The sequence below is a fragment of the Chondromyces crocatus genome, from assembly GCF_001189295.1.
In the GTDB taxonomy this organism is placed as follows: Bacteria; Myxococcota_A; Polyangia; order Polyangiales; family Polyangiaceae; genus Chondromyces; species Chondromyces crocatus.
On record NZ_CP012159.1, the window covers coordinates 1,075,102 to 1,098,220 of the forward strand.

Annotated in this window: 20 protein-coding genes; all 20 read right to left on the reverse strand. The window is 68.1% G+C overall.

What is annotated here, in order from left to right; genetic code table 11:
* Positions 1 to 18 precede the first annotated feature (18 nt).
* A complete protein-coding gene (locus CMC5_RS04070) occupies positions 19 to 942 on the reverse strand; it encodes a type II secretion system protein GspJ (protein ID WP_063796204.1) in 924 nt (307 codons plus the stop codon).
* A complete protein-coding gene (locus CMC5_RS04075) occupies positions 939 to 1,664 on the reverse strand; it encodes a type IV pilus modification PilV family protein (RefSeq protein ID WP_063796205.1) in 726 nt (241 codons plus the stop codon). The genes CMC5_RS04070 and CMC5_RS04075 overlap by 4 nt, the downstream gene beginning before the upstream one ends.
* Positions 1,665 to 1,732: 68 nt before the next feature.
* Complete coding sequence (locus CMC5_RS04080) at positions 1,733 to 2,443, reverse strand: pilus assembly FimT family protein (protein WP_050429185.1); 711 nt, start codon at positions 2,441 to 2,443, stop codon at positions 1,733 to 1,735.
* Between the two features lie 35 nt (positions 2,444 to 2,478).
* Positions 2,479 to 2,919 (reverse strand): type II secretion system protein, encoded by a 441-nt coding sequence (locus CMC5_RS04085; protein ID WP_050435703.1) that lies wholly within the window; start codon positions 2,917 to 2,919, stop codon positions 2,479 to 2,481.
* A gap of 5 nt (positions 2,920 to 2,924) precedes the next feature.
* Positions 2,925 to 3,338 carry a type II secretion system protein GspG gene (locus CMC5_RS04090; RefSeq protein ID WP_050429186.1) on the reverse strand — a complete coding sequence of 138 codons (414 nt, stop codon included), beginning with the start codon at positions 3,336 to 3,338 and terminating at the stop codon, positions 2,925 to 2,927.
* 9 nt (positions 3,339 to 3,347) lie between these two features.
* Positions 3,348 to 4,574, reverse strand: coding sequence for a type II secretion system inner membrane protein GspF (gene gspF / locus CMC5_RS04095; protein ID WP_050429187.1), 1,227 nt, complete (start codon positions 4,572 to 4,574; stop codon positions 3,348 to 3,350).
* A 10-nt stretch (positions 4,575 to 4,584) separates the two neighbouring features.
* A complete protein-coding gene (gene gspE, locus CMC5_RS04100) occupies positions 4,585 to 6,360 on the reverse strand; it encodes a type II secretion system ATPase GspE (protein ID WP_050429188.1) in 1,776 nt (591 codons plus the stop codon).
* A 70-nt stretch (positions 6,361 to 6,430) separates the two neighbouring features.
* Positions 6,431 to 9,004 carry a type II secretion system secretin GspD gene (gene gspD / locus CMC5_RS04105; RefSeq protein WP_050429189.1) on the reverse strand — a complete coding sequence of 858 codons (2,574 nt, stop codon included), beginning with the start codon at positions 9,002 to 9,004 and terminating at the stop codon, positions 6,431 to 6,433.
* Between the two features lie 75 nt (positions 9,005 to 9,079).
* Entirely contained in the window at positions 9,080 to 9,379 is a 300-nt protein-coding gene (locus tag CMC5_RS04110) for a hypothetical protein (RefSeq protein WP_050429190.1), read from the reverse strand.
* Between the two features lie 91 nt (positions 9,380 to 9,470).
* Positions 9,471 to 10,433 (reverse strand): type II secretion system protein GspC, encoded by a 963-nt coding sequence (gspC, locus tag CMC5_RS04115; RefSeq protein ID WP_050429191.1) that lies wholly within the window; start codon positions 10,431 to 10,433, stop codon positions 9,471 to 9,473.
* A 228-nt stretch (positions 10,434 to 10,661) separates the two neighbouring features.
* Positions 10,662 to 12,092 carry a sigma-54-dependent transcriptional regulator gene (locus tag CMC5_RS04120; RefSeq protein WP_050429192.1) on the reverse strand — a complete coding sequence of 477 codons (1,431 nt, stop codon included), beginning with the start codon at positions 12,090 to 12,092 and terminating at the stop codon, positions 10,662 to 10,664.
* Positions 12,093 to 12,303: 211 nt separating this feature from the next.
* On the reverse strand, positions 12,304 to 12,861 hold the full coding sequence (locus CMC5_RS04125) for an isochorismatase family protein (RefSeq protein ID WP_050429193.1): 558 nt from the start codon (positions 12,859 to 12,861) through the stop codon (positions 12,304 to 12,306).
* 2 nt (positions 12,862 to 12,863) lie between these two features.
* The gene (locus tag CMC5_RS04130) at positions 12,864 to 13,316 is read right to left on the reverse strand and encodes a hypothetical protein (RefSeq protein ID WP_050429194.1); all 453 of its coding nucleotides are present in this window, start codon (positions 13,314 to 13,316) and stop codon (positions 12,864 to 12,866) included.
* Positions 13,313 to 13,744, reverse strand: coding sequence for a (2Fe-2S) ferredoxin domain-containing protein (locus CMC5_RS04135; protein WP_245678281.1), 432 nt, complete (start codon positions 13,742 to 13,744; stop codon positions 13,313 to 13,315). Before CMC5_RS04135 ends, CMC5_RS04130 begins: the two co-directional genes overlap by 4 nt.
* A 254-nt stretch (positions 13,745 to 13,998) precedes the next feature.
* Complete coding sequence (locus CMC5_RS04140) at positions 13,999 to 14,919, reverse strand: polyadenylate binding domain-containing protein (protein WP_050429195.1); 921 nt, start codon at positions 14,917 to 14,919, stop codon at positions 13,999 to 14,001.
* 323 nt (positions 14,920 to 15,242) lie between these two features.
* Positions 15,243 to 16,553, reverse strand: a complete 1,311-nt coding sequence (locus CMC5_RS04145; RefSeq protein WP_050429196.1) for a hypothetical protein — start codon at positions 16,551 to 16,553, stop codon at positions 15,243 to 15,245.
* A gap of 276 nt (positions 16,554 to 16,829) precedes the next feature.
* Positions 16,830 to 17,669 carry a class I SAM-dependent methyltransferase gene (locus CMC5_RS04150; protein WP_050429197.1) on the reverse strand — a complete coding sequence of 280 codons (840 nt, stop codon included), beginning with the start codon at positions 17,667 to 17,669 and terminating at the stop codon, positions 16,830 to 16,832.
* The gene (locus CMC5_RS04155; protein ID WP_050429198.1) at positions 17,669 to 18,400 is read right to left on the reverse strand and encodes a siderophore-interacting protein; all 732 of its coding nucleotides are present in this window, start codon (positions 18,398 to 18,400) and stop codon (positions 17,669 to 17,671) included. Before CMC5_RS04155 ends, CMC5_RS04150 begins: the two co-directional genes overlap by 1 nt.
* The gene (locus CMC5_RS04160; protein ID WP_050435704.1) at positions 18,393 to 20,183 is read right to left on the reverse strand and encodes an ABC transporter ATP-binding protein; all 1,791 of its coding nucleotides are present in this window, start codon (positions 20,181 to 20,183) and stop codon (positions 18,393 to 18,395) included. The genes CMC5_RS04155 and CMC5_RS04160 overlap by 8 nt, the downstream gene beginning before the upstream one ends.
* Positions 20,180 to 22,024, reverse strand: coding sequence for an ABC transporter ATP-binding protein (locus CMC5_RS04165; protein WP_245678282.1), 1,845 nt, complete (start codon positions 22,022 to 22,024; stop codon positions 20,180 to 20,182). The genes CMC5_RS04160 and CMC5_RS04165 overlap by 4 nt, the downstream gene beginning before the upstream one ends.
* Positions 22,025 to 23,119: the final 1,095 nt, after the last annotated feature.

Here is a 23,119-nt window from a genome sequence, read left to right on the forward strand (position 1 = left end):
AGCCTGACCGAGGCGCCGTCATCGCCGCATCCCGGGGATCTGCCCGCCTCCGAAGGGGGAGCCTCCTCCGAGGGGAGAGCCACCGCCCGGTGTTCCCCCGCGCTGGTTGTTCCCGGTCGTCGGCGTGTTTCCCGGGGTCCCGGTGCTGCGTTGCATGGCGGCGTTGGCAGAAGACATCCTGTCATTGCCCGCCTGCATGCCTCCGGACTGACTCAAGCTGCTGGTGTTGGGGTTCTGGTCTGCCCAGCCCAGGGGCACCAGGATGGGGATGGACACCTTCGTCTCGAACTTCAGGAGCTGTCCGCCAGGGCCGCCTCGAAGCACGAGCTTCACCCAGACCTGCCGCGGGAGCCTATCGAGCTGGCCCGTGGCCTGCGTCGTGTCCCAGGTGTCGACCCAGTCGTCGGAGATCGGATCGAGATACCTCAGCGTGAAGCTGTCGATGTCCTCCGCCAGCACGTTGACGACCCCACCGTGCTGAGGGTCCAGATCGATGATCTTCGCCTCACGTCGCACGAGATCGATCTTGCCCCGCTGGTCCGGGTCACGCACCGCGAAGTAGCTGATCTCGCACTGATCGGATTCGTGGGCGTCGGCCATCAGCCGGCGGTGTGCGAAGGAGGTGAAATCGAGCCGGTCCGTCGGGGTCGACTTTTCACCTGCGAAGATCGTCTTTCGCACGAGGTAGATCTGCTGCACGGGCATGTGCCGTGAGATGAACGCCGACTGCAGCTCCCTCGAGATGCGCGACAGCGCCTGACGACCCTGGTGATAGCGGTCGCTCATCTCGCCGATCCCCTTGCGGGTCCGACTCATGCCATCGAATGCGCCGTAGATCAGCGTGCCGATCAGGGCGAGGATCGCGATCGAGATCAGCACCTCGACGAGGGTGAGGCCCGCCGCGCGGCGTCGCTTCCCAGCGTGAGAACGTCGGGCACTCATCGGCCCGTCCCTGCTCCCGAGCCCGTGGAGGGCGACGTCGGGTTTCCAGCGCCAGCAGCGCCGCCCAGCATGTTGCCCAGGTCGATGGCCGTGCCTCGCTGAGGGATCGTGTACCACTGGGCGATCTCGATCTCTCGCTCGCGGATGCCCTCCATCCAGGTGACCTTCACCGTCAGGCGCCGCGTGCTCGCTTCGAAGATCATCTTGATGTCGGGGTAGACCATCTGCATGACGGTCCCCAGCATCCCGGAGAGCGCTCCCGCCGCCCCGTCCGCCCCGCCGAGCTGCTGCGCGACGTCACCCACCGAGGCGTTCTGCCCGAGGGGATTGCTGCCTCCGGTCATCCCTTGAGCCAGTGGGCCGAGGGAAGATAGGCCGGACGAGCCGAGATCCGAGTCGAGATCCAGATCCCCGTACTTCGGATCGGGGAACTCCGGCTTCTCGATCTTCCAGGTACATCGCATCCGTGACTCGTCTCCCTCGCAGCACGGACCGCTGTCGGCCTCATCGAGTGCGGGGAAGCCGCGAGCGATTTTGATCTGCTCTTCGAGCTCGCTCATCTTGCAGCGGAGCAGCCCTGCGGCCTGGCTGATGTTGCGCGCTTGCGCCGCGTTCGACAGGGCGCCCGCTTGCGCTGCAAGGATCATCGTGAGCGAGAGCCCGAGGATGGCGATGGCGACCATCACCTCCAGCAGCGTGAAACCGCGCTTTCTGGATTGCATTGCCATCTCCTTTCCCCGGTGCGATCCCGCTCGATACGAAACCGGCAGACCGTGTCCGGCCTTCCCGATCACCACGAAGAATCCTGGCGCTCGGACTCCTCTCTGTCGTCACGCGGCTGGGGCATGCTCACCGCTCCCTTCAGGATCGAGGCCTTGCCCGTCAGCGGTGACACGAGGACGGTCATCACGGTCCCCTCCTCGGGCCTCTCCGCATCGCTGCGTATGAGCTGGATGGCTGCGCGCTCCGTCTGTCCACCCGGCCAGAAGTAGAGATAGGCACGCCCGGCATGGATGGGCTCGTCCTGGTGTGCCGTCTCGACCTGGAGGAACCGGACTCCCTTCTCGAGCTCCTTGCCTGGTCGATCTTGCTCGAGGTTCCAGCCGAACGCCTTGGTGGCCTGGAACGAGGGCCGCGCGACGCGAGGCCCCTTCAGGATCGACTCGGCCTCCTCGATGGCCGCCCGCTCCGCTTCGGTGGCCGCCGCCGCACCACCCGTTGCGTCCTTCTTCTTGAGCGCCATCGTCGGCGCCGAGGATTCTTCCAGGATCACCAGCCGCTGCTCGAGGTCGAAGACCAGCCGGACTGGCTTCGACTTGGCGTTTGCGTGCGCGTAGGCAACCCGGATGGCCCCGGCGAGCATGGAGGCGCTTCGCTTGAGACGCGCGCTCGCGACCAGGCCCATGCTCGTCACGGCGCCTCCCGTCACCACCGCGACCAGCGCGATCGCAATGAGAACTTCGACGAGGGTGACGGCGCGGCTGGCGCGGTGACGGCGCATGGACCTGGCTCCTCTCGATGGCGGCTCCCGGAACGCTAGAGCTTCGAGACCTTCTCGATGTCGGACTGCTTGAAGTTGTCACGCACGTCGTCCGGTGTCCCTTCCTTGCGGTCGTTGCCCGACGAGTACACGCGGATGTCGCTCTCTTCGCACTTGATCCTGTACGGCTGTCCCCAGGGATCATCCGTCTTCGAGGCGTCGATCTTCCTGGCGCCCACCAGATCCTGGATCGTCGGGCATGCGTCGGTCAGCGCTTCCAGCTCGCGGAACACCTCCGCGGCTTGCTTGATGGTGGTCGCTCCGACGACCGCCGTCTTGATGCGGGCCTTCTTGTACTCGGGGAACACCAGGTAGGTCGCTCCACCGGCGATGACGGCCATGATCGCGACGACGATCAGCACCTCCACCAGGGTCACGCCCCGCTGAACTGCCTTGCGGAGCTTCCGGATTCTCTTCTTCGTTGCGATCGTCTGCATGGTCTTCACTCCACCCTGTCCAGCCCGCCGATGTCGCCGTCGGGACCGTCACTCGTCAGATCATACCCTTCGGGATCTCGCCTGCCGGGGCAAGTCAGCCGGAGCTGTCGTCCCCACGCGTCGATGGGCTCGATGGTCAGATAGCCCTTCGTCTTGACCTCCAAAAGCGATGCCGGGCATTTCCGGCCATTGTCGGCCCGGTACATCTCGACGGCGCGATGAACCACCGCCATGGTCGCTCGCGTCGCTCGCTCGCCGACCCGGTCCCGCTCTCGCGCGCCGAGCAGAAGGAGCAGCATCGCCATCGCGAGGCCGGCTGCGAACGGCCTCGCCCGCGAGAGCCCCGGGCGTCGCCAGAAGCCGCCGCCCCGCTCCCAGGGAAAGAAGATCGTCTGCTCTCGCTGTCGTCGTCGCGCCATGGGTCCCCTTTACCCTGCGAAGCTCGACATCTGGGTGAGCGGCAGGAGGATCGAGACCGCGATGAACCCGACTGCGCCTCCCATGACGACGATGATCAGGGGTTCGAGGATGCTGGTCAGCGCCTGAATCTGCGACTCGACCTCCGTGTCGTACGCGTCGGCCACGCTCTTCAGCATCTCCTCCAGCTGACCCGTGCGCTCGCCGATGGCGATCATGTGCGTCACGAGCGGAGGGAATCGGCCGCTCCGCTTGAGGGGGTCGGCGATGCTCTGCCCTTCACGGATCGAGCTGATGGCGTCCCCCACCACCTTCTCCAGATCGGCATTCCCGAGCACGCTGCGCACGATGTTCATGGCGGTGAGCAGCTCCACGCCCGAGGAAAGCAGGGTCGCCAGCGTGCGCGAAAACCGCGCGATCGACACCTTCTGGAGCACCCGGCCGAACAGCGGCAGCTTGAGGACGATGGCGTCCCACTTGAGTCGCCCCTCCGGGGTCCTCACCCACTTCCGGAACAGGGTCACACCGACCACCGTGATCAGGACGAACACCCACCAGTAGCCGGCGAGGAGATCCGACACGAAGATCAGCAGCGCCGTGTACCAGGGCAGCGCTTGATCCATCGACGCGAAGATGGAGGTGATGTTCGGCACCACGCCGACCATGAGACCGGTGATCAAGCCAGCGCCGATGAGTGTCAGGAAGATGGGGTAGACCAGCGCGCCGGTGACCTTGCCCTTGAGCTTCGCCTGCGACTCCATGAACTGGGTCAGGCGCTCCAGCACGGCCTCCAGCGTGCCGGAGGCCTCTCCAGCGCGGACCATGTTCGTGTACAGGCCGGGGAAGATCTTCGGATGCGCCTCCAGTGATTTCGCGAAGCTTTGCCCCTCACGCACCTGTTCGCGCACCTGCGTGAGCACGCGCTTGAGTGTCTCCTTCTCGACCTGATCGATCAGCGCGTTCAGCGACTCGAGCAGCGGCACGCCAGCCTTGAGCAGCGTGGCGAGCTGCCGCGTCATCAGGGCGACGTCGCCGGTGCTCGGCCGGCCGAAAAAGGCCTTCAGGTTGATGCTGCCGCCGCTCTTGGACGCCTTGTCGTGCGCCTCGCTGGCGCTCGTCAGCATGATGCCGTCCTTGCGCAGGACGACCCTCAGCGTCTTGGCGTTCTCCGCGTCGCGGACGCCTTTGACCGGCTTTCCGGTGCTGGCGAGGATGCCTCGATATTCGAAGACGGCCACGAGGAACCCCCTACTCGTCGATGACCACGTCCTCCTGCGTTGCCGCGAGGACCTCTTCCACCGTCGTCATGCCCATCAGGACCTTGCGCGCACCGTCGTCGCGCATCGTGTCCATCCCGTTCAACGTGGCCACCCGCTTGATCGTCTGCGCATCGGCGCTCTTCAGGATCAGAGGTCCGATCGCGTCATCGACCACCATCAGCTCGTAGATGCCGCGCCGTCCGATGAAGCCCTTGTTCATGCAGGCCTCACACCCACCTGGCTTGTAGAACACAGGATCTCCCATGTTCTTCCCGATGAAATCGTAGACCTGTCCATGAACCTGGTAGCGGGGCGAAAGCTTCCTGCGCGCTTTCCAGGCGAGGCGCTCCTTGTCGAGGCCGAGCTGCTGCAGTTCGTAGTCGGTGGGCCGATAGGGCACCTTGCACTGCTGGCACAGCATGCGCACCAGGCGCTGGCCCAGGATCCCGATGACGCTGCTCCGGACCAGGAACGGCTCGATCTCCATCTCCACGAGGCGGGTCACGGCGCCCGGGGCATCGTTGGTATGGATCGTCGAGAGAACGAGGTGACCCGTGAGGGACGCGTGGATAGCGATCTCTGCCGTCTCCTTGTCGCGGATCTCGCCGACCATGATGACGTCCGGGTCCTGACGGAGGAAGGCGCGGAGCGCGCTGGCGAACGTCAGCCCGATCCCGGGGTGGACGTGCACCTGGTGGATGCCACCGATCTCGTACTCCACCGGATCCTCGGCGGTGAGGATGTTGCGGCTGGGATCGTTGATGCGGTTCAAGCACGCATAGAGCGTGGTCGTCTTGCCGCTACCCGTCGGACCCGTCACCAGGATGATGCCGTCGGGGCGCTGGATGAGCCCGTCCATCACGCCGTACTCGCGCTGCGCGAACCCGAGATCGGTGAGATGCAGGAGCACCGAGGTCTTGTGGAGGATACGCATGACGATGCGCTCGAACCCTCGGCTCGTCGGGACGGTCGAGACGCGGATGTCCACGCTCTTGCCGGCGATCTTGAGCGTGATGCGGCCGTCCTGGGGAAGCCGCTTCTCGGCGATGTTCAGGCTGGCCATGATCTTCACGCGGGCGATGATCGGGGCCATGAACTGCTTCGAGGCGCGCCGCGCCACATAGAGTTCGCCGTCGATCCGGTAGCGCACGACGACGTCGCGCTCCTCCGGTTCGATGTGGATGTCGCTGGCGCGCTCTCGCACTGCCTGGGCGAAGAGGCTGTTGACCCACGCGATGATCGGCGCGTCATCGTCGGAGTCGATGATGTCGACGAGGTTGTCGTCCTCGTGCGCCTGATCTCCCTGGAGGTTGCCGCCGTCGTTCTCCTTGCGCTCCCACACCCGGTTGATGGCGTCGACCACCGCCGTGTTGGTGGCGACGGCGATGTTCACGGGCATCCCGAAGAGCGAACGGACGTCGTCGATCGCGGTCGTGTCGAGGGGATCGGCGAGGATGCAGAAGACCACGCCGTCGTAGATCCCGAGCGGCAGGATCTTGCGCTGCCTCACGTAGGAGAGCGGGAGCCGCTCGGCGACCTCCAGCGGGACCGCATCGGTGTCGATGCGGGGCATGAACTCGTAACCGCACTCCTCGGCGAGCGCCTTGGCGATGCTCTGCTCGTCCGTGACGTTGCCCTGGATCAGAAGATCCATCAGCGACTGGCCGCGCTCGCGCATCGTCTCGAAGAGCGGGAGGAGCCGCTCCTCGGGGACGACGCCCCTCCGGACCAGGATCTCGCCGAAGTAGTGCTGCTGCGCGCTCATGCTCCCTCTTATCACCTCACCAGGTTGCGCTCGACGCTCCCGTCCTGGCGGGCAGGCGCGCCGTGGCGCGCTACTCCACCGACTCCCCTTGCGGTCGTGCGCGCTGGGGACGAACGCGAGGCGCGCGCGGCGTTCGCGGCACGGGCCCACCACCCTCGTCCACCGCCGGAGCGCCGCCCATGGAGGTATCGTCCGCGCTCTTCGCACCGAAGGACGGCATTCCGATGGGCTCGACCGGCGAGTGCACCATGCGATCGCGGGGACGAGACTCCTCCTCCAGGCGGATTCGCTCTTCCTCCTTGATCATCGACTGTCGGATGTCTTCGACCAAACCGTTCTGACGACCCCAGTCGCGCGGTGGCTCCCAGGTCTTGCCGTCCGCGAACACGAAGTAGCGATCGATGAACTCCTGCCGCTCCTCCATCTTCCGCTCGAAGATGGCCCGGAGATCGTCCTGATTCCGGATCACGTAGGGCGTGAGGATGAGCAGCAGGTTGGTCTTCGTGGTCGTCTTCTTCGACTGCTTGAAGAGGAAGCCGAGGACGGGCAGATCCCCGAGGATGGGGATCTTGGTGTCGGCGTTGATCACCGCGTCGCGGACGAGGCCGCCGATGACGACCGTCTGCTGATCCTTGACGGTGAGGATGGTCTCCGCCGTGCGCTTGTTGATGGGGATCGCCCCGAGGGCGCCGACGGCGGGACCCGCGTCGGAGATCTCCTCGGAGATCTCCATCCGCACGAGGTCGGAGTCGTTGATGTGAGGCGTGACGGTGATCGTCGTACCGACGTCCTGGCGGGGCGCAGCGAAGCCACCGAACCCGCCGAGGAGACCGCCGAGGCCCATTCCACCCGCCGCGCCGGCGGCGCCGGCGAGCCCGGCCATGCCGCCTGCGGCCCCGCCGATGTTGGTCTGCAGCGGGATGTTCTGGCCGATGGAGATCTTCGCCTCCTCGTTGTCGGTCGCGATGATGTGAGGCGTGGCGAGCACGTTCGAATCACCGTTCTTTGCGAGCCAGTGCAGCACCACGCCGAGGCCGGGGATGGAGACGCCCGTTCCGAGCAGGTTGTTCGACCCCTGGATCTCGGGGCCACGGATGCCGAGCGCGAGGGCTTCGAGGTTGGCCGGTACGCCGAGGATGGACTGCCCCGGGTTGTTACCGCCGTAGATGAAGGCGTCGTCGGTCGCGACGGTGCTGAACGGAGAGCCTGCGTGGTAGCCGACGCCCCAGTCCTTCACGCGATCGACGCTCACGTCCATGATCACGGCTTCGATGAAGACCTGACGCCGTGGCATGTCGAGTTCGTCGATGACGCCGCGGAGCTGCGCGTAGTCGCGCATCGAGGAGGTGACGACCAGCTTGTTACTGGCCTCGTCGCACGTCACCTTGATCTGGCCTTCGAAGAGGGTCTCCGCGGAGCCCGGGATGGGGGGACCTGCGTTGGCTGCGCCGCGCTGAGCGCCCGCGCCACGACCGCCCATCGCCCCGCTGCTCGACGATCCGGCCGAGCCGCCGAGGATCTGGTTCAGGGTCGTCGAGATGTCCTTGCAGAGCGCGTGCTGTAGCGGCAGGACGTGGATCTGGCCCTCGCCCGTCTGGGGCACGTCGAGGCGCTTCAGGATCGCGAGCACCCGCATGTAGTCCGGCTCGGTGGCCGTGAGGATCAGCGAGTTGGTGCGGTCGTCGGCGATGATCCGCGACTTGCCACCCCCACCGCTGCCTGCGGCACCCGGGCCCGCCTTGCCGCCGCTGGCCGCCTTGGAAGGATCGAGGATGTCGCCGAGCTTGGTGGCCATGTCGGCAGCCGACGCGTAATGCACAGGCTGCACCCAGAGCTGCTCGCCGGCGCCTCCGACGTCGATGGCCTCGATGATCTGCAGCATGCGCTGGATGTTGCTGCCGGTGTCGGTGATGATCAGCAGGTTCCCCGGCGTGTAGACGGCGATGTCACCGTCCTTCGACTTGAACTTCATGAGCACCTGGCTCGCCTCGTTGGCGTCCACGTTGCTCAGCCGGTAGAGCCGGGTGACGTAGCGGTCCTCGTTGGGTACGGGAGCCGCCATGCCGAACACGGGGGTCGTGTCGTTCACGACGCCCTGGGTCTCAACGATCTTCAGGAAGCGCCCGTGCGGGATGACCGTCATCCCGTTGGTCTGCAGGATCGACAGGAAGGCGCTGTAGGCCTCCGCGGCGGTGACCTTCTCGGGCGCGTAGACGCTCGCCTTGATCTGGCGGAGCTTGCCGCCATAGATGAAGCGGCGGCCGGTGATGTTGCTGATCGCCTTGACCAGCTCCGGCAGCTCGGCCTCTTCCAGGTTGAACGAGACGCGGTAGCCGCCCGGCTTGGGCTTGAACTCGATCTCCTGGACACCTTGCTTGACGCTCGCCATCGGGTCGTCGTCGCCGGGTGCGTTGCCAGGGGCCACGGGAGCCGCCGCAGCGGGCCCGGGGGTGGCGGCGCGCGGGGTCACACCAGCAGCGGGTGGGCGCTCGATCTGACGCTGCGCCGGGGTGCGAAGCACGGGGTTCCCGCGTGCCGGTTGCGCCTGGGCTGCTGGCGCGGCCGCCGCGAGGGCGAGCGCCAGAGCGGACGTGGAGACCAGTCGCGCGCGGCGGAGGGATCGCTCGGGGGAAATCATTGCCATCGGAGTCGGTCCGGCTTCTGTACTGCGTCCTCGGAGGTAGGGAAGCGTGGAGGAGGGGATCGGTCTGAAAAAACGCTACTGAGACTCAATCGCCGGCGTGGTGGGGACCGCATTGCGCAAGCGGCGCGGGGTGCGAAGCGGCTTTCCCGCGGCGGTGGGCTTGTCGGTCGCTGCGCCCTCCTCGGGGAGGGCCTCCTCCTCGTCGACCGTCGCGGCGCTCTCGCCCTCGGTCGGGAGCACCGCGCGGGTGATGGTCACGAGCATGACGCTCACGACCGTCACGAACGCCACCGAGCCGAGCGCGAACGCGCACACGTGGATCAGCGTCCGTCGGAGCAAGCTCCCTTCGTTCATCATGCCGATCAACCGCGCCATCGATTTCCCGCCTCCGGTGTTTTGAGCACCAACCTCGTGCGTCCTCGATCATTCCCGTGCGGCGCGCTCCGCCGCGGCAGTCTCCACGCCATCACTTGATGTTGAAGTCGATGTTCAAGGGGTTGCCCTTGCGCTGCACGCTCACCGACAGCCGATCTGCGCTGCGGAGCCGCGCATAGGCTTCCAGTGCCTTCTGCGGATCGCTCATCTCGAAGCCGTTGATGCTCTGCAGGCGATCGCCGTTCTCCAGCCCCAGCGTGCCGAGGAGCGAGTCGGGGCGGACGCCGAAGAGGCGGATGCCCACCACCTTGTCGCCCTCTTTCTCCGGCACGATGCGCGCGCTGCGCATCAGCTCCGCCTGGTTCTCGAGGATCTGATCCACGACGCTGCGCTCGATGTTGAACTCGGTCTCGCTCACCTTGTGGATCTTCGAGGCGATGTCGGCCGGGACCTTGCGGCCGCGGCCGCGCTTGCTGGTGTCGGGAGCGGCCGTGGCGGCAGGCTTCGGCGCGGCGACGATCTTGTCGCGCATCGACGCCTGGCAGCGCGCGCCGCCCGTGCCAGCGGTGAGCCACACCCGATCCCAGCCGACGTAGTAGACCGTCTTGCCGTTGAACTCGTCGCCCTGACGCCGCATCTGCGTCTTGCCGTCGGATCCAGCGAATGCCGCGAACGACCACTCTGGATCGTCGGACTGCGAGATGAGCACCACCTTGGTGTTGTCGCAGGGCGGATCGTCGTACGGGTCCTCGGGGTTGTGGACTTCCTCCTCGTGGCTCACCGACAGATCCAGCGGCTTGCCGTCGAGCGGTCCGGTGACCGAGTCGAACGGGTTCCGTGACAGGATGGCCGCGGCGCTCGTGGCGTGGTCCTGGTTGCCCGGCACGGTGGTGGATGCGCGCGGCGTCGCTGGTGGCGGTGTGGGGACCGCCCCTTCGGAGATGTTCGACGCGACCATCTGTCCCATCCCCGATGCCTGGAAATAGGCCGCGATGGCGATCAGTACGCAGACGATCGCTGGAAAATACCGCTTGAGGATCGCGTCAAAACCCATGCGCCCGACTCCGTGTAAGCGAGTCCCGTGCCAGAGGTCAATGCCCCCGCCGTCCGGCCCGTCGACCGTTCAGAAAGGGCGTGTAGAACCGCATATCGTCTCACGCGCCATATTCTCACAACCCTGGATCGACGGGATCCAGCGCGCCAAGGTGGCGCACGAGGGGGGCTCTCGGGAAAGGGCTTTGCCAATCTGACAATCCGACCCTGAGGTCCGTGGATGCGACCATCAGCTTCCCGTCGAGCCCGCTGGTGGGCTCGCGCCACCCTCGAGCTCGCCCAGCTTCCGGTAAATCGTCCGCGTCGAGATCCCGAGGAGCTGTGCTGCCAGCGACTTGTCGCCGTGCGCGTACCGCAGCGTCTCACGGATGAGCCGTCGCTCCACCTCGTCGAGCGGCGTTCCCACGGAGAAGGTGAGGGTGCTGGGCGTCGCCTCGGCCACATCACGAACTGCGTCGGGCAGGTCGTCCACCGACAGACGATCTCCGCGGCACAGCACCACGGCGCGCTCGACGACGTTTTCCAGCTCGCGAACATTGCCGGGCCAGGGGTAATCCAGCAGCCGCGCCAGCACCTCTCGGGGCGCTTCCAGGCGGCTGCGGTTGTTCTTGGCGCAGTACACCCCGAGGAAGTGATCGACCAGGAGCGGGATGTCTTCCCGTCGCGCGCGCAGCGGCGGCGCCGTGATGGCGATGACGTTGAGCCGGTAGAACAGGTCTTCGCGGAAGCGGCCTGCCGAGACCTCGGCGCGCAGATCCTTGTTCGTCGCCGCAACCACGCGCACATCCGCGCGCTGCGTGTCGCCGCCCACCGGCTCGTACTCGCCTTCCTGGAGTACGCGCAGCAACTTGACCTGCACTGCGGGCGACAGCTCCCCGATCTCGTCGAGGAACAGCGAGCCGCCTCCTGCCCGCGCGAAGCGCCCTTCTCGGCGCGTCAACGCCCCGGTGAACGCCCCGCGCTCGTGTCCGAACAGCTCGGCTTCGAGGATGGACTCGGGGATGGCCGCGCAGTTCACTGCCACGAAGGGGCCCCGCGCGCGCGTGCTCCGCTCGTGGATGTAGCGGGCCAAGAGCTCTTTTCCGGTGCCGCTCTCCCCGAGGACGAGCACCGTCGCGCTGGAGGGGGCCGCTTGCGTGGCCACGTCCAGGACCCGCCGCAGCGCTGGGCTGGAGCCCACGATCTCGCGCCTCGTGAGCAGCTTGATCTCTTGCTTCAGCGAGCGGTTCTCCGCGACCAGCGACTGCCGCTCCGCCGCCTTGCGCACGCTCTTGATGATCGTCATGCGCTTGAGTGGCTTCTCGACGAAGTCGTACGCGCCCTCGCGCATGGCCTGTACGGCGGTCTCGACGGTGCCGTAGGCGGTCATCATCACCACCTCGGTGTCGGGCGACACCTGCTTCAAGGCGCGCATCAGCTCGATGCCGCTCGTGCCTGGCATCATCAGGTCGGTCAAGACGACCTGGACCCGGTGGCTGCGTGCGAGATCGAGGGCCGTACGCGCGCTGTCCGCCGTGAGCACGCGCATGCCGTCGCGCTGAAAGATCTTCTGGATCGACGCCAGGTTCGAGGCGTCGTCGTCGACCACCAGGACCGTGGGGTTGCCTGCCAGCTCCGATCCTGCGGGTTCTGGCTGTCCCCCCGCCTGCTCGTCAGCCATCGGGGCACTATGTCACGCGAGCGGATGGAGTGTCCAGGCGCGCTCCCGATGTCAAAATGGCAACGGGCTACTCCGTGGATGCGCGTGATCGCCAAAGGCGCGACGTCTGCGGCGCGACGTCTGCGGCGCGACGTCTGCGGCGCGACGTCTGAACCTCATCGCAGCCGGCGCGCTCGCCAGAGCACGGCGCCGACAGGGTGCGGGCCGAAGCTCAGCGAAGGAGCTTCGAGAGATGCCGGAACGGCTCGGTCCCTGCGACGCGCAACCAGTCGAACACCACCGTCTCCATCGTGGTGATGGTCGCGCCCGCGCCCTGGCACAGATCGAGGCCAACCTGTTTGTGATCATCACGACGCGACGAGACCCCGTCGAAGGGGACGAGCACGGGGACCCCACGAGCGCACAGCTCGCGCACCGTCTGGTACACGCACACGTGCGTCTCCATCCCCACGACGATCGCCACGCGCGCGCCGAGCTTCGACCACCGCGCCTCGAAGCCATCGGCCTCGCAGGCCGAGAAGGCCATCTTCGGCAGGACGTCGACCCCTGCCGCCGTCAGCTTCTCCTGGATGACCGGGATCGTCGGGCCGAGCCCCTTCGGGTACTGCTCGGTCGCGATCACCCCCGCCCCGAGCAGCTTCGCGGCCTCCAGCAGCACCGTCGTGGCCCGCGTCAGCGCCGCCAGCTGCGGCTCCGGCATCGCCGGCGCCAGGCGCTCCTGCACATCGACCACCAGGACCACACTCTCGGCAGGCTGTATCCGTCGCATGCTCACCTCACCACCCGGAAGCTCCGGAGGAACCGGATCAAGTCCCCCCGCAAATCGAACCTCAGCAACGCCTGGCCGATCTCTTCGCCGCCGTCTCCCTGGAGCACGAGCTTGCCGGGGAGCACGGTCATCGTCTCGACCAGATCGTCGAGCCGCACCGTCTTCTCGCCCGCGAAGCGGCACGGGCGCCCCGCGTCGTCCTCGAACTGGAAGTCGTAGACGAGCTTGCCGGTGCGCAGCACGTCGAGCGCAAGCCGCCCCTTCAAGTAGCGATGCTCCGCCAGCCCCTCGGCGTCGATCTCCCCTTCGATCTCCGCCTCGGGGCGCCCCAGCAGGCCGCGCAGCCCCCCGTGGGTACGCGCCCGGACGGTGAACGACATCGGGCGCTCGGCGTGCGGTGACGTGACGAGGTGGTAGCTCCCCGTCATCGTCTCGTGAAACTCGATCCCCCTCACCCCGCCTCCGGACCTGCCGGCCCTCGGCGCAGCACCACGCCAGGCGCCGTCTGTGCTGCCTCGTCACGGACCGTGAGCGGCAGCGGCGGTCCCGCCGAGGCCATGTCGAAGTCTTCGGACGGCAACACCAGCCGCTCGACGCGCTCCCCCGCGACGAGCGCGTCCACGATCGCCGGCACGTCGTCGACCGTGACCCGGCCGTAGAAATACCCGTCGGGTTCCACGGCGATGACCGGGCCTGCCCAGCACACGTCGATGCATCCCGCCGTGCAGGGACGCATCTCCGTGCGGGCGAGACCCCGCTTGCCGATCTCGAGCTTGAGTGCTGCGTGGACCTCGGCCGCGCCCCGCTCTGCGCACGAGCCCTTCGGCGTGCCCTCGGGGCGGCGGTTCACACAGACGAACAGGTAACGCTTCCGCTGCGGCACGGGCCTATCCTCGTGCGTCACCTCCACCTGGTCAAGCCGGCCGCCTCGCCGCGACCCTGGACACATTCCGCGTCATCGCGCGGTGCACCTCGATGCGGCGGTGCACGTCCTCGGCGTTTCGAGTGGGTCATGCACGCTTGCGGCGACGCGATCGGCCACTGCTTCTTGTGGCGTCTCGGGTCGAGCGCGATGGGCCTGATACAGGCCTGGGACCGCCGACCCGCCGCTTTGTCGGGCAGCGTCGGGTCAGCAGGTCAGGGACGCGAGGGCGCGACGGAGGCGCCACCCTGAACTGCCGGGGCACCCTGGACCCCTGGGACGGCCTGGACGCCCGGGCGGCCCTGGAACCCTGTGCCCTGCACCTGACCCGGGCGCGCTCCTGCTGCTTGCTGAGGCGCAGTGTAGGGCGAGCCGAGCTGCTGGTTCGGGCTGGGCTGCGCGCTGGTGCCGCCACTCTGCCCTGGCGCATACGGCGAGCCCATCGGCTGCCCCTGCGCCGGCTGCGCGCTGTTTCCCCCCGTCTGCCCGGGCGCATAGGGCGAGCCCATCGGCTGGTTCGGGTTCTGGACTGGCGCGCCTCGAGTCCCTTGCGCGTCGACGCCGTAGCCATAGGGCGGCACGACGAACCCGCCATTCTGCTGCTCGTTCACGCCCTGCACGCGCTCCTCGGCCCGCCGTGCTTGCTCCTGCGCGGCCTGCTCCTCGGTCATCTGGCGCTCGTACTCGTCCTGGTAGGGACCGACCAGGGGCGCCATGATCGCTCCACCCCTCGGCTCCTGCTCTGCCCGCGCGTCGTAACCCTCGTCGAAGGCCGCCTGTTCACGTCGCAAGGCCTCTTCCTGGGCCGCCAGCTGGCGCTCGCGGACGACGAGCTCCCGCTCGTACTGGGTCAGCTCGCGGTCGTAGTCGGAGAGCTCGCGCTCGTAGCTCTGGATCTCCGACATGTCGACTGCGGCCGACTGCGGCACCTGCTCGCGGACCACGGGTCGCTCGACCCGCTCTTGGGCCTGGTAGTTCTCGATCTGACCACGATCGACCCGGCTCTCTGGTGTCTGCTGGGCTGGCTGCCCACCATGCTGCAGCCCATCGCGCTCGCTACCCAGCGCCTTGTCGGAGCTGCCCTCCCGACAAGCCGTCAGTGCCAGCGCTGAGGCCGCTACGATGTACCACCTCATGGAATCACCTCGTCCAGGTACGCTGTGCGAACGGCGTGCCGCGCGCCTGAGGCGCCTCGCGTCCTCGGGGCGTGCTGAGGATTCCCGCTCTCGGCCTCGATCGGTGCCGTGCAGGGGTGTGATCTGGCTCCAGCGGAGACGCTGACGGGCGCGCACTTCGCGCTGTCCGTCAGCGGGGGGTGAGCGCCCCTCGTGCGGGCGCTGCGCGTCGAGGTGGGGTGAGTCCTGAAGCGCGAAGGGTGATCAAGGGGAGAGCGCGAACCCTGGTCGCCGGGGCCACCGTGAGGGGGCGCTCTCGGTCGACGGGGCTGCCGCGCGGGCGGTCACGCCGCCAGCGCCGGGAGCGCTTGCATGAAGGTCTGCGCGAGCCGCTGACCCGCGTCGACCGTCGGCATGCCGGCGATGGTGACCAGCTCCGGATCGTAGCCCTGCCGGGCCTCTGCGGAGATCTCGGCGAGGGCGTGCTGTCGTGCAGCCTCCACGCGCGCTCGCGCCTCCTCGGAGAGCTGCGGCAAGAGCCATGCATCCACCGCCCACGCCAGCGACGCGTGCGCCGCCTCGTCGCGCGCGACCCGGCGCATCACCCGCCGCACCACCCGATCCCGGGCGAACTGCGCTTGCCACATCCCGACCAGCGCCCCGTAGGTCTCGCGCACGCAGCCCTCGGCCGCGTTCTCGATGGCGATCTCCTCCAGCGAACGCGGCGCGCGGTGCTCCACCGCGGGCTCCTTCCACATCCCCCCGAACCGCTCGGCGACCCGGCGCATCACCCGCGCGTGGCGCACCTCGTCCTCGCGCGCGGCGTCCGCCCTGTCCAGCAGCTCCTGAGGCGCCCCGTGGAACGCAAGCTCCTCCCGCAGCCGCTCGAAGGCGTCGACCGAGGCCGCCTCCAGGTGAGCCACGTTGGCGAAGTACGCGCCCGCTTGCGTCGTCCCCTGGCCGCTCTGGTGCGTGAGGCCCTCGGGACGTCGCCCGATGCAGCCTCCGGAGTCCGACTCGATCACCTCGCTCTCGAGTTCCCTCACCGCCCCCTGCGCATTGACCTTCAGGCGGAACTTCGCCCGCTCGACGGGGCACTGCGACATGTACTTGTTTCCGAGCACCTCGTAGTCGCTGCCGACGGCTTTGACGCCGCCCTCCTCGGGGTCGTTGCAAGGGACGTCGTAGCCCGCGAGCTGCGCCATCAGCACCGCGTCGGCGGGCGAATCCACGGGGCCCAGCCAGTCTTTCACGGCCTCGGCGCTGGCGAGGACCGTCACCTGATCGCCGGAGTTGACGATCAGGATGTGCTGAGGGCAGAGGTCCGCGCAGTCACCCACCCGGAAGCCGGTCGTCACCTGGTCCGCCGCCGTCGCGATCTGCTCCTGGCACGCGGCCACGTCACTCGCCGTGGCGCATGGCGTACCCTGCGTCTGGGCGGGCGAGGTGACGTCCTCGATCTGGCGCAGCTCGAGGTAGTCGTCGGCGCCGCCCGGGGTGTCGAGCGGGAAGACGGCGGTCCGACCCCCGGACGCGCAGGTGACGGGCTCGAAGCCCTCGGTGTCGATCGAGGCAGAGCAGGCACCCACGATGGGGGCGAGGGAGAGGGCGAGAACCCGCCGGAGAACGTTGGTCACATGATCGGAAGAAGTCATGGCAAGCACCTCGTTTTTCCAAGAATGGCACAGAACGGCCCCACTTGGCAGTGCGGAGCACATCCGAGGCGTTGATGCGTGAGACCGCGGAATTTCGCCAGTTTTCCGATGCAACGAGCGTCAGACCCGTCGCGGCGAGACATGCCAGGTTTTCCGAGTGGAGCGCGGGGCGGTGCTGCGAAGCGACGGTGCGGCGGGCACGGCGAAGCAGCAGTGTGCGCACCCCTCCCGTGTGCGGTGCGGCGGTGCGCGTGTCCTACCGTGGGGACGAGGGGCTCAGGCGCGTTTCTGGATCTCGAAGAGGTTGAGCCGGTAGGCGTTGATGAACTTCTTGAAAAGGACCGGGCCGACGCGGCTCAGCACCTTGAAATGGAGCGGCAGCTTCGGCCAGATCGCTTTCTGCGCCTCGGCGTAGGTGCGCGTCTCCAGCAGGTGCAGGCCGATGTGCCATTGCTCGATCTCGAGCGGATCGTCGCAGGCCCACGTGAACCGCGCCGCCATGTTCTTCATGACGTCGTGCTCGTGCTGTCTGTGCACCATCAGTCCGGCGGCGGTGTCGAAGGCGATGAGCGCGCCCGGGAACTTCTGCGCGATGCGCTCCAGCGCCGTTCTCACATCACGCTCGGGCAGGTACAGGAACACGGCCTCCACCACGAAGAAGAACGGGCCGTCGCTCTCCTTGACCGTGTCGAGCCAGCCCTCGTCGAGCACCGAGGCCGCGAGGGTCTTGCGCCGGTCGGTGTCCGAGAAGAACTTCTGCCGCAGCGCCACCGAGTCGGGCAGATCCAGGTCGAACCAGCGGAGCTGCCCGTTGTCGAGCCGCTCGAAGCGCGTGTTCAGGCCGGCGCCGATCTCGACCACCGTGCCGGCGGGGTGCTTGGCGAGGAAGTCCTTGATCCACACATCGAGCATGACCGTCCGGAGCACCGACCCGAACAGGCTCTTCGTACGGCCGAACTTGCCGAAGTCGTAGTCGATGGCGTCGACCATCTCCACGGCCTTGGGGTCGGCGAGCAAGGGCCGCTTCTTCTTCGTCTCGACCGCGCGCCCATAGAGCGGGATCAAGAGCGTCTCCTGGATGTCGCCCAGCGCGATCTTCGTCTTCTGTCCGGTCATCAGAGTCCTCGCTTCCCGTCAGCCCAGTACGCCTTGGTGCGGATGGCCCCCTTCGGGATGCCGCGCTCCTCCACCAGCCAGCGGCGCAGCTCCACGATCGAGCCCGCGTGCCCCGACAGGTAGAAGGTGGTGTCGCCCTTCTGCGCCCGCCGCGGCTCCAGCCACGCGGGGTGCTCTTCCAGCCACGTGCGGAGCGGCGCTCCACGTGGCCCTTTTCCCCGCGCGACGCCATCGAGCGCGCTGCCGGCGAGCCCCGGCCACCGCTCGCAGCCCGCGTCCAGCTCCACGGCACCCACCGCCCGGCTCCCTGGCGGCAGCGAGCGCCCCATCGCTGCGAACAGCCCGATGCTCGTCTCGTCGCCGAGGAGCACGTGTGTCGCGGCGAACGGATCGAGCCCCAGCTTGCCGCCCGGCCCCAGCACGTTCGCGGTCGAGCCCTCCCGCAGCCCGCTCGCCCAGTGGCTCCCCGGCCCGTGGCCGTGCAGGAAGAAGACCACCTCCAGGGCGCCTGCCACCCCGTCGAAGAACGATGGCGTGTAGTGCCGGAAGGCCGTCTCGCTCACCCGGAACTCGACCTCCTGACCCGCCCGGAAGCGCAGGCCGCGCAGCGAGCCGCCCTCGAAGCGCACCCGCTTGAGCCGCGGGGCCAGGTCTTCCACCCCCGTCACGCGCGTCGCGCGCGCGAACCAGGGCTCCATCACGTTCGCCAGCATTGCAGGGACCTCAGGCATGCACCACCTCCCGGACTGCTCCGTCGGCCCCTTCGCGTGGGCCCAGTTTCCACCCGCGCGCGCGCTCCTGCTCTCGCCAGAGCCGCGCATAGAACCCGCCTTCCGCGAGCAGCGCGTCGTGCTTGCCGCGCTCCACGATGCGCCCGCCGTCGAGGACCAGGATCTGGTCGGCGCGCTGGATCGAGCGCAGCCGGTGAGCGATGACGACCACGGTCTTGCTCCGCACCAGCTCGTCGATCGCCTGCTGCAGCTCCGCCTCGATCGAGGCGTCCACGGACGCGGTGGCCTCGTCGAGCAGCACGATGGGGGCGTCCTTCAGCACGGCGCGGGCGATGGACAGCCGCTGCTTCTCGCCGCCGGAGAGCGCGTTACCACCCTCGCCGAGCAATGTGTCATAGCCTCGTGGCAGCCGCTCGATGAACGCATGCGCCTGCGCCGCCTTCGCCGCCGCGATCACCTCGTCCCGCGTCGCGCCGGGTTTGCCCACCCGGAGGTTCTCCAGCACCGTCCCGGAGAACAGCACCACGTCCTGGAAGACCATCGCGATGTGCCGGTGCAGCGCCTCGAACGAGAGATCGCGGATGTCGACCCCGCCGATCCAGATCGCGCCCTTGTCCCGCGGCACGTCCCACAGGCGTGCGATCAGATGGACCAGCGTCGACTTGCCGGACCCGGAGGGCCCCACCAGCGCGGTCAGCCGTCGCTCGGGCAAGGTGGCGCTGACCCCGTGGAGGACCCGCTCCTTCTCGTACGCGAACGACACCCCGTCGAGCTGGATGTCGAAGTGCTCGAGCGGCGGCGGTGGGCCCGAGGGCTCGGCGAGCGTCTTCTCGTCGAACAGCGCCTCGATGCGCGTGAGGGCCGTGTTCGCGCCCCGCAGCCCGAGCAGCGCCACGCCGAAGTCGGCGAGCCTTCGGGACACGCCCGCGGAGACCATGAGGAAGAGCAGCAGCGTCCTCGGCTCGAGCGAACCGCCGAGCATCAGGTAGCTGCCGGCCAGCGCGACGAGCACGAAGCTCATCTCCACGGTGAAGCCGTAGATCGAGAGGAGCGGGGCGGGCGCCACCTCGGTCCGGATCATGGCGTCCCGGAGAGCCTCCATCGAGCGGCGGAGCCGACCGAAGCCCTCCCCGTGGCGCCCGAACAGCCGCAGCACGGCGATCCCTTGCACGTACTCGACGATGCGGGCGTTCGTGTCGGCCATGGCCTCGGCGACCCGCGTCATGTGGCGCGTGAAGATCGGCATCGTCGCGCCCAGGGTGACGAAGGCGAGTGGGAGGGTGATCAGCACGGCGGCGCCGAGGCGCCAGTCGAGGACGCAAAGGCCCACCCCCACGAACACCGGCAGCACCAGGTTGGCGGCGAACACGCCGAAGAGGTGCGACCACAGGTCCTCGACGAGCGCGATGTCGGTGGTGAGCACGCCCGCGAGCTCGCCCGAGCGGCGCCCGGTGAAGAACCCCATGGGCAGCCGCCGCAGGTGATCGGCCATCCGGATGCGCGCGTCGCCCATCAGCGCATGCGCCGCGTTGAAGATGTGCTCCGTGGCCGGCTGGGCCAGCGCAATCTGGGCGACCATCGTCAGCACCAGGCCGAGCGACAGGTGCACGAGGGCCCGGTGCGTGAGACGCCCTGACAGGGCCTCGTCGAGGAAGAGGTAGAGCAAGGCATAGCTCGCGGACATCGCGGCCGCCTCGCCCACGGCGTACAGGAGGCCCTTGTAGAACCGGGGCTCGCGCCGCCCCGCGAGCCGCTCGCCGACCGAGAGCAGACCGCGGATCACGACAGCACCCCCTCGGCGGCGCGCAGCCCGCGCACGTGCAAGGACCAGTCGCGCGCCTCCGCATGGCGCGCCCACAGCTCCTGGTACAGCCCGCATCGACCGAGCAGCGCCTCGTGCGGGCCTTGATCCACCACCTCGCCGGCGTCGAGGACCACGATGTGATCCGCGGACGCCACCGTCGACAGGCGGTGGGCGATCACCAGCACGGTGCGCGCCTGGCACAGCGTCGCCAGCCCCTCCTGGATCAGCGCCTCGTTCTCGGGGTCGGCGAAGGCCGTGGCCTCGTCGAGGATCAGGATGGGCGCGTCCTTGAGGAGCGCACGCGCGATCGACAGCCGCTGCTTCTCTCCGCCCGAGAGGCGCGCCCCTCGCTCCCCGATCCAGGTGTCGTAGCCGTCCGGGAGGGCCTCGACGAACCCGTGCGCCCGGGCGGCCTTGCAGGCGGCGACGAGTTCCTCATCCGTCGCGTCCGGCTTCGCGAGCCGGAGGTTGTCCTTCACCGTCCCGTGGAACAGGAACACGTCCTGGAAGACCACGGACAGGCGCTCCAGCAGCGCGTCGAGCGGGATCTCGTTCACGTCGACGCCGCCCATCTCGACGCGGCCGCTCGTCGCTTCCCAGAGCCTCGGCACGAGCCGCGCGATCGTCGTCTTGCCAGCGCCGGACGGGCCGACCAGCGCCGTCACCTTCCCAGCGCCGGCCTCGAAGCTCACCCCGCGCAGCGCCTCGTTCCCGTCGGTGTAGCGGAAGCCCACGCCTCGGAAGGCCAGGCCATGGTGCAGAGGCTGGGCCTTCTTCGTCGCCTCGACCAGATCCGGGGCGAGCAGCACCCGCGCGATCCGCGCGTTGCCCTCGCCGATGCGCTTCACGTTCCCCCAGGCGAACATCACCCGCATGAGGGAGGTGAGGAGCTGGGGGCCGAGCACGAGGAACAGCACGAGGTCGGGCAAAGCGAGCGACCCGGCGAGGTAGAGATGGCCCCCCATCGGGACGAGCACGACCAGGCTGGAGCCGATGAGCGCATGGAACGCGCCGTACGCGCGGCCGTGGCGGCGCATGAACCGCTCCATCCAGCGGGTGTTCTCCTCGATCGACTGGGCGAGGTCGCCGAAGCTCTTCGCGGTGAGACCGAACGTCTTGATGACGTGGATGCCGCGCAGGTACTCGAGCAGCCCGTTGTTCGTGCGGTCCTGGGTCGCTTGCCAGGTGCGGTACTGCTCCTCCGTCCCGCGCAGGGCGAGGGACATCACCAGGACGGCGACCGGCGCGGCGGCGATGCTGGCGAGGGCCATGCGGTAGTCCACGCTGACGAGCGCCGCCGCGGTGAGCAGGGGGACGGCGAACGCCGCGACGCCGTCGGGGAAGTTGTGGGCGACGAACGCCTCGATCTGGTTCACGTCGTCCATCATCACGCGCTTGAGTTCACCGGTCGTGCGCGTGGCGAAGAACGACAGCGGCACATCGCCGAGCTTTCTCGCGAGGCGCATGCGCAGCTCGTGCAGCAAGCGGAACGCAGCGACGTGGGCCAGCACCGTGGCCAGGCCGGACATCACGTAGCGGAGCGCCACGGCGCCGACCGAGGCGAGCGCCAGGGTGCGCACCTCGTCGAGGCGCGGGGGCGTCGCGAAGATGGCCGTGGCCATGTGCGCGAGGAAGAAGAATGGCGCGAGTCCCGCCGCGACGCCGAGCACGGCGCTCAGCGAGGCGCCGATGACGAGGGGGCGTTGCGTGCCCATGAGGGCGAACAGGCCGCGCATGCCCTCCATGCGGTGCGCGTCGATCGGGGGAGGCTCGGTGGGCACGGAGAGGGCGTGTCCGTGCGTCTCGACGGCCGTCGTCACGAGGCCCTCTCGACGAGGTGTGCCGAGGGGTGCCTCGGACGATCGCCGAGGGCGGTCGAGGCGTTGCTTGCTGGAGCCTTCATCCCGCGTTCCTCCACATGAATGAGCGCAGGGCAGACACTATCGATAATTAATGAAAACGCAAGTCAATATCAAATCGAAGGCTGAAACAGGCCACGCGTGAAAGAGGAAGGGCGAGCGGGATGGCGTGGTGGGGTTTGCGTGGAGGTGAGCGGGAATGCCGTCGTTCGTGGCTTTCGCTTCTCGTCAGGGCGGAGCGGTGCGGAGAGAGGGGGCGATGGGGGGATGGTGGTGTTTCGCGGCGTGGGGCGAGAGGGGGACGTCGTGCGTGAAGGAGGGGGTCTCGCGGGGGCGCTCGGGGTCGAGCGGCGCTGTGTGCCGGCGTCGTGCACGGTGCAGTTCGCATGTCGTCGGGAGGAGGCGCGCTCGGCGGGAGCAGAAAGGCTGGGCTGACGGGGACGGTGCGTGGTGGCGCTGGGGTGAGCGGCGCTGATGCTGAAGTGGCCGTGGGCTGCCTCGGCGTGAGCAGCGCTTGCCTTGGGGTGAGCAGCGCTTGCCTCGGTATGGTCGCCGGCTGCCTTGGTGCGAGCAGCGGTTGCCTTGGCGCGAGCCGCGGCTGCCTTGGCGTGGACGACGATTGCCTTGGGATGAGCAGCGGTTGCCTTGGTATGGACGCCGGCTGCCTTGGTGTGAGCCGCGGCTGCCTTGGCGTGGACGACGATTGCCTTGGAATGGATGCCGGTTGCCCTGGCGTGGACAACGGCTGCCTCGGCGTAGGCGATGATCGCGTCGGCATGGATGCCGGCTGCATCGCGAGGGCAGCCGCTGCCCTGAGGTGAACCGCTGCTGCCTCGGTGAAGACGGGGCTGCTTTTGGAATGGAGGACGGTCGCTTCGGAAGTGTCACCGAGGCGGTGAGCCGATCCACGTGGGGCTCCCTGGAAGTCGCAGTGGCGACGGAATGAGCGCGGTGCGCTCGAGGGTGTGGCGCTGCGCGGCCTTGGATCTCCGTGCGGAAACGCTCGTGCATGCGGGTGCAGTGGCTGATTCGGTCCTCTGCGATGAAAAATCGAGT